This is a genomic window from Pseudomonas sp. Irchel s3h14 (genome assembly GCF_900187425.1).
Taxonomy (GTDB): Bacteria; Pseudomonadota; Gammaproteobacteria; order Pseudomonadales; family Pseudomonadaceae; genus Aquipseudomonas.
In genome coordinates, this window is the sequence record NZ_FYDJ01000001.1 from 628,961 (window position 1) to 642,246 (window position 13,286).

Annotated in this window: 12 protein-coding genes; 9 read left to right on the top strand and 3 right to left on the bottom strand. The window is 59.5% G+C overall.

Annotated elements, in window-relative coordinates; all coding sequences use genetic code 11:
- The first annotated feature begins 171 nt into the window (after positions 1-171).
- Positions 172-1,116, top strand: coding sequence for a GlxA family transcriptional regulator (locus CKW16_RS03025; RefSeq protein ID WP_095127150.1), 945 nt, complete (start codon positions 172-174; stop codon positions 1,114-1,116).
- A gap of 132 nt (positions 1,117-1,248) precedes the next feature.
- Here CKW16_RS03025 and CKW16_RS03030 read toward each other — a convergent pair whose 3' ends face one another.
- From CKW16_RS03030 to CKW16_RS03040, 3 genes are all read right to left on the bottom strand, one after another.
- Positions 1,249-1,665, bottom strand: a complete 417-nt coding sequence (locus tag CKW16_RS03030; protein ID WP_095127255.1) for a DUF3010 family protein — start codon at positions 1,663-1,665, stop codon at positions 1,249-1,251.
- 32 nt (positions 1,666-1,697) lie between these two features.
- The gene (locus CKW16_RS03035) at positions 1,698-2,021 is read right to left on the bottom strand and encodes a helix-turn-helix domain-containing protein (RefSeq protein ID WP_095127151.1); all 324 of its coding nucleotides are present in this window, start codon (positions 2,019-2,021) and stop codon (positions 1,698-1,700) included.
- A 110-nt stretch (positions 2,022-2,131) separates the two neighbouring features.
- On the bottom strand, positions 2,132-2,533 hold the full coding sequence (locus tag CKW16_RS03040; RefSeq protein WP_095127152.1) for a lysozyme inhibitor LprI family protein: 402 nt from the start codon (positions 2,531-2,533) through the stop codon (positions 2,132-2,134).
- A 248-nt stretch (positions 2,534-2,781) separates the two neighbouring features.
- Between CKW16_RS03040 and CKW16_RS03050 the strand changes: the two genes are divergently transcribed.
- The 8 genes from CKW16_RS03050 (at position 2,782) to CKW16_RS03085 (ending at position 12,639) form a co-directional block, all read left to right on the top strand.
- The gene (locus CKW16_RS03050; protein ID WP_095127154.1) at positions 2,782-3,759 is read left to right on the top strand and encodes a dipeptidase; all 978 of its coding nucleotides are present in this window, start codon (positions 2,782-2,784) and stop codon (positions 3,757-3,759) included.
- A gap of 172 nt (positions 3,760-3,931) precedes the next feature.
- Positions 3,932-4,462: a DUF5943 domain-containing protein gene (locus CKW16_RS03055; protein WP_008033249.1), complete on the top strand. Its 531-nt coding sequence runs from the start codon at positions 3,932-3,934 to the stop codon at positions 4,460-4,462.
- A gap of 15 nt (positions 4,463-4,477) precedes the next feature.
- On the top strand, positions 4,478-6,538 hold the full coding sequence (gene dgcA / locus CKW16_RS03060; RefSeq protein ID WP_095127155.1) for a dimethylglycine demethylation protein DgcA: 2,061 nt from the start codon (positions 4,478-4,480) through the stop codon (positions 6,536-6,538).
- A gap of 174 nt (positions 6,539-6,712) precedes the next feature.
- Complete coding sequence (gene dgcB, locus CKW16_RS03065) at positions 6,713-8,662, top strand: dimethylglycine demethylation protein DgcB (RefSeq protein ID WP_095127156.1); 1,950 nt, start codon at positions 6,713-6,715, stop codon at positions 8,660-8,662.
- Complete coding sequence (locus CKW16_RS03070) at positions 8,662-9,882, top strand: electron transfer flavoprotein subunit alpha/FixB family protein (protein ID WP_095127157.1); 1,221 nt, start codon at positions 8,662-8,664, stop codon at positions 9,880-9,882. The genes dgcB and CKW16_RS03070 overlap by 1 nt, the downstream gene beginning before the upstream one ends.
- Before the next feature lie 15 nt (positions 9,883-9,897).
- Positions 9,898-10,668 carry an electron transfer flavoprotein subunit beta gene (locus CKW16_RS03075; protein WP_056739081.1) on the top strand — a complete coding sequence of 257 codons (771 nt, stop codon included), beginning with the start codon at positions 9,898-9,900 and terminating at the stop codon, positions 10,666-10,668.
- A gap of 125 nt (positions 10,669-10,793) precedes the next feature.
- The gene (locus CKW16_RS03080; RefSeq protein ID WP_095127158.1) at positions 10,794-11,360 is read left to right on the top strand and encodes a GNAT family N-acetyltransferase; all 567 of its coding nucleotides are present in this window, start codon (positions 10,794-10,796) and stop codon (positions 11,358-11,360) included.
- Positions 11,361-11,439: 79 nt separating this feature from the next.
- The gene (locus tag CKW16_RS03085) at positions 11,440-12,639 is read left to right on the top strand and encodes a retropepsin-like aspartic protease (protein WP_095127159.1); all 1,200 of its coding nucleotides are present in this window, start codon (positions 11,440-11,442) and stop codon (positions 12,637-12,639) included.
- Positions 12,640-13,286 lie beyond the last annotated feature (647 nt).

Sequence of the window (13,286 nt, forward strand, 5' to 3'; positions counted from 1 at the left end):
CATCTTTGTGCGCCGGTGATGCCAAGTTACGCAGCTTAAGGCCCGCTAAAGCGCACTGCGGCGACCAGCTCTTGCACTGCAGCGACCTGCGCTCTTGAATGCCGCGTGCAAGTGGCGTATCAACGTCAACACGCTACCCGCCCTCTCGCTACCTGCCATCGAGTGCGCTCAATGTCCCAGGATTTCTACTTCATGTTGATGCCGGGTTTCTCGGCCATCGGTTTTATCTCGGCCATCGAGCCGCTGCGGGTCGCCAATCGCTTTCGTGGCGAGCTCTACCGCTGGCATGTGCTCAGCGCGGACGGCGGGGCGGTGCTGGCCAGCAACGGCATGTCGGTCAACGCCGACGCGGCGCTGGAGCCGCTGAAGAAAGGTGCAACCCTGCTGGTGGTCGCCGGTTTCGAACCGCTGAAATTCGCCACGCCCGCGCTGGAACACTGGCTGCGCCGCCTGGACAACGAAGGCGTGACCCTCGGCGCCATCGACACCGGCAGTTTTGTCCTCGCCGAAGCGGGCCTGCTCGACGGCCATCGCCTGACCCTGCACTGGGAAGCCATCGACGCGTTCAAGGAATCCTACCCACAGCTCAGCGTCACCCAGGAACTGTTCGAGATCGACCGCCGACGCATTACCTCCGCCGGCGGCACCGCTTCCATCGACCTGATGCTCGACCTCATCAGCCAGGCCCACGGCCCGGAACTGGCGATCCAGGTCAGCGAACAATTCGTGCTCGGCCGCATCCGCCCGCGCAAAGACCACCAGCGCATGGAAGTCGCCACGCGTTATGGCATCAGCAACAAGAAACTGGTGCAGGTGATTGGGGAGATGGAGCAGCACAGCGAACCGCCGCTGAGCACGCTTGAGTTAGCCGAATCGATCAAGGTGACCCGACGTCAGCTGGAACGCCTGTTTCGCCTGCATCTGAATGACACACCGAGCAACTTCTACTTGCGCCTACGCCTGGAGAAGGCGCGGCAGTTGCTACGCCAGACCGATATGAGCGTGCTGGAGGTAAGCATTGCTTGCGGGTTTGAATCGCCGTCGTATTTCACCCGAAGCTATCGGGCGAAGTTTGAGCGGTGTCCGCGGGAAGACAGGCGCACCGCCAAGGCATGAACAGCAGAAAAACCTGTGGGAGCCGGGCTTGCCCGCGATGAGGCCGCCACTTTCAACATTGATGTTGACTGACACACCGCAATCGCGGGCAAGCCCGGCTCCCACAGGTTCTATGTGTTGGCGGTAATTGAGTTACTTCTTCATCAACGCCGAGCAGGCCGCTTTAAACGCTTCATGCTGATACTTGTTCAGCGTTGCCGGAAGTTCGAAGTCGAATTTCTTGTTCTGCGCATTGATGGTTTGTGGCGACAGCAGCGTGACCTCGCAATTTTCCAGCAACTGGAAAACGCCCTCGATCTTGAACGTGGTCGGCCCACCGGCGAACTCGCCTTTCTTGCTGCGCTTCTTGATCGCAATCCGGTCGATGGAGTTCTCGCGTACAAACGACGCCACCTGAGCGGCAAACACTTTGACGTTCGCGGCTTCGTCGTCATCGTCGAGGGCGATTTTCTTGGTGGCCAGGGCGACGTGGCTCAGCGCCTGACCGTCGAGAGAAGCCACGGCGATGATCGCTTCGCTGCCTTTGATTTCGATGCCGCAAATTTTCATGTAAATCCCTTTCTCGGATGGTGGCATGCAGCTTACAGCTCAAGCTGATCGGCGTTGATGCCAAAAGCCGCGGCAATTTTCTCACGGGTCGCCTTGCGAGGCTTGGCGACGGTCTCTTGCTGGGCGAAGGCTGGTTGGGAAATACCCATGCGTTTGGCGACTTCGTCTTGGGTCAGGTTCAGGTGCTCGCGCCAAGCCCGAATAGGCGTTGCTCCGTTGACGATACGACTGACCACCTCGTGGGGAATAAGATCGGGTTCAATTCTCTGCGCCACATATTGCGCATAGGGAATGACCACGAATGCAGGGTTTCCATCTGCGTCATTGATGATCTGAACGTCAGTAGGTACGTTCATCGTGTTTTTGGTCTCTCGAATATAAGTCTTTTATAAGATTATGAATCTTTACTTATATTTTGCTATCGGCCAATTAACGAAGCATGTCGGGATGTTGCCCGACCACAACATCACTCCTGCCCAATCGACTCCAAAAACTCCGACCGCTCATCGCTCATCCGCGCCACGCAATCATTCTGCGCAATCGTGAATGCCTTGCTACCGGTCGTCGCCGGAAACGCCTCTACCGCGCAATCCGCATCCCGGGTCTTCAGCCACTGCTGTTGAGCTGCCTTGAGCTTGGCGGTGATGTCGGTCAGTTGTGCCGGGTTCTTGCCGTAGAGCGTTTGCATGCGCTCGGTCAGGCTTTGGTAGTTGGCTTTCAGCAGGTCTTCGGCGGTGGTTCTGCTGTAGGTCGAGCATTCCAGGGTCTGGACTTCGTTTTCGACTTTGTCGCAGGGGTTATCGTCGGCCTCTTCAGCCGCGTGTACGCCGGTCGCTATCAGTGCCAAAGCCAGGAAGATCGATTTCATTGCGCCGCCGCCCCTTATTCCAGTAAAGCATCCAGTGAAACATCCAGTAATGGCGCGAATTCTGGCCCATGCGCAGGCCCTTGAACAGGTGCTCCATGACGTCCGTCGACGACCCTTTGTCGCGGATTGACGCTTTCGGCAAACCCCCTGTCGTTTTTGCACCCGGCTGCCCCCTCCCTCAGGCATATGCTGGCCCCAAAGCGCCGGCACACGATTCGGCGCATGAATCGCTAATAGGGGACAGCCTGATGAGCCCAGCCGAATTGCACGCCGACAGCATCGTTATCGACGGTCTGATTATTGCCAAGTGGAACCGTGAGCTGTTCGAAGACATGCGCAAGGGCGGTCTGACCGCGGCCAACTGCACCGTGTCGGTGTGGGAGGGCTTTCAGGCCACTGTGAACAATATCGCCGCCAGCCAGAAGCTGATCCGCGAAAACAGCGACCTGGTGATTCCAGTGCGCACCACCGCCGATATCCGCAAGGCCAAGGAGCAGGGCAAGACCGGCATCCTCTTCGGCTTCCAGAATGCTCACGCCTTTGAGGACCAGATCGGCTACGTCGAGGTGTTCAAGCGGCTGGGCGTCGGTATCGTGCAGATGTGCTACAACACCCAGAACCTGGTCGGCACCGGTTGTTACGAGCGTGATGGCGGCCTGTCGGGTTTCGGTCGCGAAATCGTCGCCGAGATGAACCGCGTCGGTGTCATGTGCGACCTGTCCCACGTAGGTTCGAAAACCTCCGAAGAAGTCATCCTCGAATCCAAGAAGCCGGTCTGCTACTCCCATTGCCTGCCGTCGGGTCTGAAAATTCACCCGCGCAACAAATCCGATGAAGAACTGAAGTTCATCGCCGATCACGGCGGTTTCGTCGGCGTGACCATGTTTGCGCCATTCCTGGCCAAGGGCATCGATTCGACCATCGACGATTACGCCGAAGCCATCGAATACACCATGAATATCGTCGGCGAAGACGCCATCGGTATCGGCACCGACTTCACCCAGGGCCATGGCCAGGACTTCTTCGAATACCTGACCCATGACAAGGGCTACGCCCGCCGCCTGACCAGCTTCGGCAAGATCATCAACCCGCTGGGCATCCGCACCGTCGGCGAGTTCCCGAACCTGACCGAAACCCTGCTCAAGCGCGGCCATTCCGAGCGCGTGGTCCGCAAGATCATGGGCGAGAACTGGGTGAGCGTCCTGAAGGACGTCTGGGGCGAGTAACGCCACTTTCAAACAACAAATTCTGTAGCAGCTGCCGAGGCACGAGGCTGCGTTGCGGTCCGCAGGACCGCCCTCGGGGGGCTGCTTCGCAACCCAACGCAGCCTCGCAGGCTCGGCAGCTGCTACAGGGCTAGCACGACAACACAACGAATTTTTCTGGAGTTAAGTTTCCATGGCCAAGATCGCCCCGCAATTGCCAATCGAAGTCGACAGCGAAACCGGTGTCTGGACCTCCGACGCCCTGCCAATGCTGTATGTGCCGCGTCATTTCTTCGTCAACAACCACATGGGCATCGAGGAAGTGCTGGGCGCCGACGCCTACGCCGAAATCCTCTACAAGGCCGGCTACAAATCCGCCTGGCACTGGTGTGAGAAAGAAGCTGAATGCCATGGCCTGGAAGGCGTTGCGGTGTTCGAGCACTACATGAAGCGCCTGTCGCAGCGCGGCTGGGGCCTGTTCAAGATTCAGGACATCGACCTCGACAAAGGCACTGCCAGCGTCAAGCTTGAACACTCGGCGTTCGTCTACGTGTACGGCAAGGTCGGGCGCAAGGTCGACTACATGTTCACTGGCTGGTTTGCCGGTGCCATGGACCAGATTCTGCAAGCCCGTGGCAGCAAGATCCGCACCGTTGCCGAACAGGTTTACGGTGGCTCAGAAGAAGGCCACGACGACGGCCTGTTCACCGTCAAGCCGTTGTAAGTCGAGGAACCCGCCATGGCTTTCGAAGCAATGTTCCAGCCGATCCAGATCGGCAAACTGACCATCCGCAACCGCGTGCTCAGCACCGCGCACGCCGAGGTCTATGCCACCGACGGTGGCATGACCACCGACCGGTACGTCAAGTATTACGAAGAGAAAGCCAAGGGCGGGATCGGCCTGGCGATTTGCGGCGGTTCCTCCAGTGTGGCCATCGACAGCCCGCAAGGCTGGTGGAAGTCGGTCAACCTCGCCGACGACCGGATCATTCCGCACTTCCAGAACCTGGCCGATGCCATGCACAAGCATGGCGCCAAGATCATGATCCAGATTACTCACATGGGCCGACGCTCGCGTTGGGACGGCGAGCATTGGCCAACCCTGCTGTCGCCGTCGGGCATCCGCGAGCCGGTGCACCGTGCGACCTGCAAAACCATCGAGCCGGAAGAGATCTGGCGGGTGATCGGCAACTACGCCAGCGCCGCCGCGCGGGCCAAGGCCGGTGGCCTGGATGGCGTCGAGCTGTCCGCCGTGCACCAGCACATGATCGACCAATTCTGGAGCCCACGCGTCAACAAACGTACCGACGAATGGGGCGGCAGCTTCGAGAACCGCATGCGTTTCGGTCTGGAAGTGATCAAGGCTGTGCGGGCTGAAGTCGGCCCGGATTTCTGCGTCGGCATCCGTCTGTGCGGTGATGAATTTCACCCGGACGGCTTGTCCCACGAGGACATGAAGCAGATCGCCAAGTACTACGACGACACCGGCATGATCGACTTCATCGGCGTCGTGGGTTCGGGTTGCGACACGCACAACACCCTGGCCAACGTTATCCCGAACATGAGTTATCCACCGGAGCCGTTCCTGCACTTGGCCGCCGGTATCAAGGAAGTGGTCAAGGCCCCGGTGCTGCACGCGCAGAACATCAAGGACCCGAACCAGGCGACCCGGATTCTGGAAGGCGGCTACGTGGACATGGTCGGCATGACCCGCGCCCACATCGCCGACCCGCACCTGATCGCCAAGATCAAAATGGGTCAGGTCGACCAGATCAAACAATGCGTCGGCGCCAACTACTGCATCGACCGTCAGTACCAGGGTCTGGACGTGTTGTGCATCCAGAACGCCGCGACCTCCCGTGAATACATGGGCGTGCCGCACATCATCGAGAAATCGACCGGTGTGAAGCGCAAAGTTGTGGTGGTCGGTGCCGGTCCTGCCGGGATGGAAGCCGCTCGCGTGTCGGCCGAACGTGGCCACGACGTGACCCTGTTCGAGAAGAAAGAATTCATCGGCGGGCAGATCACCACCGCCTCGAAAGCCCCGCAACGGGACCAGATCGCCGGTATCACTCGCTGGTTCCAGCTTGAGCTAGCGAGGTTGAAAGTTGACCTGCGCCTGGGCGTGGCGGCCGATGCGGCAACCATTCTCGACCTGCGTCCGGACGTGGTGGTGCTCGCCGTTGGCGGTCATCCGTTCCTGGAGCAGAACGAACACTGGGGCGCGGCTGAAGGCCTGGTGGTCAGCAGCTGGGACATCCTTGACGCCAAGGTTGCACCAGGCAAGAACGTGCTGGTCTACGACACCATTTGCGAGTTCACCGGGATGTCCGCCGCGGACTTCCTCGCCGACAAGGGCAGCCAGGTCGAGATCGTCACCGACGACATCAAACCGGGCGTTGCGATTGGCGGCACCTCGTTCCCGACGTACTACCGCAGCATGTACCCCAAAGAAGTGATCATGACCGGGGACATGATGCTGGAGAAGGTCTACCGCGAAGGCGACAAGCTGGTGGCGGTGCTGGAAAACGAATACACCGGCGCCAAAGAGGAGCGGGTGGTGGACCAGGTCGTCGTCGAAAACGGCGTGCGTCCGGACGAAGAAATCTACTACGCCCTGAAGGAAGGCTCGCGCAACAAAGGCCAGATGGACATCGAAGCCCTGTTCGCGATCAAGCCGCAACCTTCGCTGAGCCAGGCGGGCGACGGCTACTTGCTGTTCCGCATCGGCGACTGCGTGGCGCAGCGCAACACCCACGCGGCGATCTACGACGCGTTGCGGTTGTGCAAGGATTTCTAAGAGCTTGTGGATAACCCGTAGGAGCAAGGCTTGCCCGCGATAGCGTTGGAACATCCGATGCATTCCTGGCGGTAGGAATACCGCCATCGCGAGCAAGCTTTGCTCCTACAGGGAATCGAGCAAGGCATCCAGGTCGTCAGGCCTGCAAGACCCGAGGTCTTTGGGAGCTCCACCATGTTGAACACCCTTCTTCCAATCCTGTTGTTCGCAGCCCTGGGCCTCGCTGTCCTCGGCGCGTTGCGGCGGGTGGCTATGTGGCGCCGAGGCCGGGCTTCGAAAGTCGACCTGATCGGCGGCCTGTTCGCCATGCCCAAACGTTACATGGTCGATTTGCACCATGTGGTCGCGCGGGACAAATACATCGCCAACACTCACGTCGCCACGGCTGGCGGTGCGGTGGCGTCCATTGTGCTGGCGATCCTGGTTCACGGTTTCGGCCTGCAGAGTCGCATTCTCGGTGTTGCCCTGTTGATTGCCTCGGCGGTGATGTTCGTCGGTGCGATTTTCATGTTCCTGCGTCGTCGCAACCCACCAGCTCGCCTTTCCAAAGGGCCATGGATGCGCCTGCCAAAAAGCTTGCTGGCGTTCTCGGCGTCGTTCTTCCTGTTGACCCTGCCGGTCGCCGGCATCCTCCCGGAAAACTTCGGCGGTTGGGTGGTGGCTGCGATCCTCGGCGTCGGTGTGCTGTGGGGCGTTAGCGAACTGTTCTTCGGCATGACCTGGGGCGGGCCGATGAAGCACGCCTTCGCCGGTGCTTTGCACCTGGCCTGGCACCGTCGCGCCGAGCGTTTTGGTGGCGGCCGTTCCACCGGTTTGAAACCGCTGGACCTGAACGACCCAACCGCGCCACTGGGCGTGGAAAAACCCAAGGATTTCACCTGGAACCAACTGCTCGGCTTCGACGCCTGCGTGCAGTGCGGTAAATGCGAAGCTGCGTGCCCGGCGTTCGCCGCCGGCCAGCCGCTGAACCCGAAAAAACTGATTCAAGACATGGTCGTCGGCCTGGCCGGTGGCACCGACGCCAAGTTCGCCGGCAGCCCGTATCCAGGCAAGGCGATCGGCGAACACGCGGGTAACCCGCATCAACCGATCGTCAACGGCCTGGTGGACGCTGAAACCCTGTGGTCCTGCACCACTTGCCGCGCCTGCGTCGAGGAGTGCCCGATGATGATCGAGCACGTCGACGCCATCGTCGACATGCGCCGTCACCTGACCCTGGAAAAAGGCGCGACCCCGAACAAGGGCGCTGAAGTCCTGGAAAACCTGATCGCCACCGACAACCCTGGCGGCTTCGCCCCAGGCGGGCGGATGAACTGGGCGGCGGACTTGAACCTCAATCTGATGAGCGAGAAGAAGTCGGTCGACGTGCTGTTCTGGGTCGGCGACGGTGCCTTCGACATGCGCAACCAGCGCACCTTGCGCGCGTTCGTCAAAGTGCTGAAAGCAGCCAAGGTCGACTTCGCGGTGCTGGGCCTCGAAGAGCGTGACAGCGGTGACGTGGCCCGACGTCTGGGTGACGAAGCCACCTTCCAGTTGTTGGCCAAACGCAACATCCAGACCCTGGCCAAGTACAGCTTCAACCGCATCGTCACCTGCGACCCGCACAGCTTCCATGTGCTGAAAAACGAGTACGGCGCCTTCGACGGCAACTACCTCGTGCAGCACCACAGCACTTACATGGCAGAAATCATCGGCGCTGGCGCCCTGAACCTCGGCCAGCACAAAGGCAGCAGCGTGACCTATCACGATCCGTGCTACCTCGGCCGCTACAACGGCGAATACGAGGCGCCGCGTGAAGTGCTGCGCGCCCTGGGTATCGAGATCAAGGAAATGCAACGCTCCGGTTTCCGCTCGCGCTGCTGCGGCGGTGGCGGCGGTGCGCCGATCACCGACATTCCGGGCAAGCAACGGATCCCCGACATGCGCATGGAAGACATCCGCGAAACCGGCGCCGAACTGGTGGCCGTGGGTTGTCCACAGTGCACCGCGATGCTCGAAGGCGTGGTCGAACCCCGGCCGCTGATCAAGGACATCGCCGAACTGGTGGCGGATGCGTTGCTCGAAGACGCTGCCCCGAGCAAGCCGACCAAACCGGCCCAACGTGAACCTGCGGAGGCCCACTGATGAGCGACATTATCCGCCGCGACCCACGCGCCGAATGGATCGCCCGTAACCGTTTGCACCCGCTGCACGCGGCCATGCAACCGGCGCAACACAGCTGGATGGGGCCTAACGGCGTCATCCGCAAGAATCCCCATGGCATCGGTTTTATCGGTCCCAACGGCATCAAACGCATTGACCGCAGCGGCGCTCAACAGGGCGGGGCGAGCAAACGCTCGGCTGCGGTTGAAGTGCAGTTGCCACTGCATCAAGTGCCTGCACCTGCGTTTTACATCAACGTGGTGCCGGACATGGTCGGCGGCCGCTTGAGCAGCCACGACCGCGACTTGCTGGGTCTGGCTCACCAGTTGGCCGGCAAGGACGGCGCGGTATTGGCCGTGGTCTTCGGTGAACATAAAGAAAACGCCTTCGCCACCGCTGGCGTTGATCGCTTGCTGGTGCTCGACGGTGAAGAATTCAACGGTTATGCACCGGAACAACGGGTCCAGGGCCTGCGGGCTGTGGATAACCAGTTCAGCCCGCGTCACTGGTTGCTGCCGGACAGCCGCAGCGGTGGTGGTGAACTGGGTCGACGCTTTGCCGCCGCGCTGGGCGAACGCCCGGCCACGCGGGTCTGGCAGGTCAAGGATCAGGAATGCATCGGCCGCGCCGGCGCTGGCTTACAGGACCTTGCGCGCCCCGTTGCACGCTTGATCCTGGCCGCCGTCGAATGCGCCGAACCGGTCAGCGAAACCCGTCACGAAGCCTTGCCGGTGGAGTTATCCACAGCGGTGGCCCGCAGTCTCTCGCGCATCGAGGATTTGGGCGCCGTGGCAGTGGATCCGGCGGCGATTCCGATGGCCGAATCCGAGTTCATCTTCTCCGGCGGCAACGGGGTCAAGGACTGGGGACTTTTCCACAGGACGGCCGAAGCGTTGGGTGCTACCGAAGGCGCCTCCCGTGTGGCGGTGGACGATGGCTTTATGGCCCGCGACCGTCAGGTCGGTGCGTCCGGCACCTGGGTCACCGCGCGGGTTTACGTGGCGGTGGGGATTTCCGGGGCGATCCAGCACCTGCAAGGCATCGGTGCCTGCGACAAGGTGGTGGCGATCAACCTCGATCCTGGTTGCGACATGATCAAACGGGCCGACCTGTCGGTGATCGGCGAGAGTGCCGAGATTCTTCAAGCCTTGATCGATGCGGTAGAGGCTTACCGCAATGAAGCCAAGCGCGATGCGGCTTAAGGAAAGGAAAGGGTTATGAGCACGAAAATCATCAGCCTGGTGTCCATCGGCGCCCACCCGACCTCCGGCCGGCCACGTCGCGCGGAGCAGGATGCGCGGGCGGTGGAGCTGGGCCTGCAACTGGCTGGGGATAACCTGCAAGTGCTGCATGCCGGCGACGTCGCAGAACCGGCGTTGCGTGCGTATCTGGGCATGGGTCTGGAACAGCTGCATGTGCTTGAGCAGCCGGAAGGCGCCGATGCACTGCCGGCATTGACCGCGTATTTGCGTGACGCCGGGGCTCAGGTTGTGCTGACCGGTAGCCAGGCGGAAACCGGTGAAGGCTCGGGCATGTTGCCGTTCCTGCTGGCGGAAAGTCTGGGCTGGCCGCTGGTCGTCGGGCTGGCTCAAGTTGAATCCATCGACGGTAATTCAGCACTGGTGCTGCAAGCTTTGCCGCGCGGTCAGCGCCGCCGCCTGAAAGTACGGCTACCGTTTCTCGCGACTGTGGATAACGCCGCGCCGAAGCCTCGGCAGAGCGCTTACGGTCCGGCCCGACGCGGCGTGTTGCAGGCTGATGAAGTCGAAGTGATCGACGATGAACTGCTGGCAGTCGCCACGCTGCAACCGGCCAAGCCACGGCCTAAGCGCTTGAAGGTGATCAAGGCCAAGAGCGGCGCGGACCGGATGAAAGCCGCGACGGCCAAGGCCAGCGGTGGAGGCGGGCAGGTGCTAAAAGGGTTGAGTGCCGAGGCGGGGGCCGAGGCGATTCTCAAGTTACTGATCGAAGAAGGCGTGGTCCGCTAGCGGATCACCAGCGCAGATCTAAAAATGTGGGAGCGGGCTTGCTCGCGAAAGCGATGGCTCAGTCGACATCAATGTTGAATGTGAGTCCGCCTTCGCGAGCAAGCCCGCTCCCACAAGGAAAAATAATGACCGTTGAGTTTCGTTCGGCCCTGCGCGCGGATGCGCGGGAGATTGCTCGTTTGTTTCAGATTTCATCAGAAGGCGCTGCGGATTACATCTGGAGCCAACTGGCGCAACCCGGTCAGGATTTACTGGACGTGGGCGCCAGTCGTTACGCCCGTGACGACGTAGATTTTTCTTATCAAAACTGCCTCATTGCCGAGGTTGATGGAAACGTCATTGGCATGATGCACAGCTACGTGATGCGTCACGATCCGCTGGCGGAGCCCGTGACCGATCCAGTCCTGGCGCCGTACGCCAAGATGGAAATCCCCGACACCCTCTATATTTCCAGCCTGGCGCTCCATGAAGGCTGGCGAAACCAGGGCCTGGGCAAGCAATTCCTTGCCTACGCTTACGACCGTGCCAACCAGCTGGGGCTCAATGGCTTGAGCCTGATCGACTACGCGGTGAACACCGGCGCCCGTCGGTTTTACGAGCGACATGGTTTTCGTATCGTCGATACCTGCCAGATCACGCCCCATCCGATGATTCGGGTCACGGGTGAGGCCTATCTGATGTATCGGCCCTAGTGAGCTACATTTCTCTATGAGCTGCTAAGGGTTGCCGCAGCGCTAGTTCATAAAACTCGTTTTCAAGAATGGGTTGAACATGAGGGCGGTCAGTCGGCGTGAGACATGTCTGATCGGCGGCGTGAGTTCAAAGTCGTCTCTGGTGCTGCTTGCATTTTTTATCTGTGCAGCAACAAGTTCGATGGCTGATACCCGGCCGGCAGCTCCGGATTTCTACACATGGTTAGCGTCCGAACAGGGACAAAAAGCGTCCTTGGCGCAGATGAAACAGCAATGCGCCAAGGTGTTGGATGCTGAAGAAAACCTGAATTGTTCAGTGTCTGTTCTCGCCCGAATGTTCGAGGCCAAAACCGCAAACCAGATCCCTGAATACTATCTGGCGATCAAGCGACGTCACGCTCAGGCAATCGCGAATGATCCTGAACTCAACGCAATGTTTTCCATGTTCGGCAGCGAATCCCTCGCGACCCTGCGGGCGGTCGGCGATTTCTCGGTGACAAGAGCGAAGCGGCACGAGGTACTTGTCATCCATCCTTACGCCAGTGACGGTCACGTGACTGACGAGGTGCTGCCCTACCTCGATGTCAAAGCAGCCAATGGTGTCTCGTCGCGCTTCATTCTGGACACCGGCGCACCGCAAACCCGGGTCAACCACGACACCGCGAAGCTGTTGGGGATCAGGTTATTAACCGACTCTCACTACGGCTACAGCACGTTTTATGGTGAACGCGACCTGTCTGCCAAACTCGGGATCTTTGAGTCTTTAAAGATAGGTTCAAGCGAGTTCAGAAACGTCCTGGTGTTTGTCAGCGACCGGGAAAACCTGTTGGGGCTTGATCTGATCGGTAAGTTGGGGCGTTTGAAGGTCACCAAAAAGACCCTTGAGCTTAACGCCGAACCTCCCGCGCGATGTGATTCGCCAATTACCTATGCGCGCATCGACATCAATCAACGACTGACCATTGCCGCACGCCTGGATCGTCGGGCCACGCCGGCGATTATTGACACCGGCAATGTTGATTACCTGACGTCGTCCTCGCCGGGCAACTCACCCATTCATGTCACTGATAAGCCGCGTTCCCAAACCTTCAAGGGTGAATTGAGCCTGGCGGGACATATCCAACGGATCACCTACAACTACTACCCGGACTTTACGATTCCTCCGTCGTTGTTGCTGGGTCAGTACGTGCCTTCGCTTTTGCTTGGGTGGGGTGCATTCAATGACCATGAGTTGAATCTGGACATCGACTCGGGCCGGTCGTGTTTCAACAGGACCTGATCGTGGTTACCCACAATCCCTGTTAGCGCTTCTGTGGATAACGTGTTCGCCCATCGCTACACCCCATACAAATCAAGCCCTGCAACCCTTCGTACAAAAAACAACCAGCCTAACTCGCGGTTTTTTCAAGCTTTTTCCAGAGGATAACTTTGTGCGCGAGCCAATACTTGCCCCCAATCTCTGTTAGCGCATCTGTGGATAAGATGTTCGCTGTCCTCTACAGATCATATAAACCGGGCTTATCAGGCGAGTGATCAAAAAACGATCAAATCGTCGTTTTAGACCGAGAAACTTCGCGCAAACCCCGATTTATCGCGGCTTCCAACGGTTTTCCACAGATCCGCCCAAGTTGCCCCCAAAGTCTGTTGGCGCTTCTGTGGATAAGGTGTTCGCCATCCTCTGCAAGCCACGTATAACGTGCCTTTCAAGCTTTCGATCAAAAAACAACCAATCGTTACTCAAAACCCTGCTTCTGCATAAGTCACGGATTTTCTTCAGTTTCTGTGGAGAAAATTTGCACCGTAAACCGAGTTGTCCCCATTTGCTGTGGGCGAAGGTGTGGATAAGTTGTTCGCGAACCGCTACAGCCCCATGCCAGCGGTAGCTCTAAAGCGATTGATCGAAATTTGAACAATAAAAAACCGCGA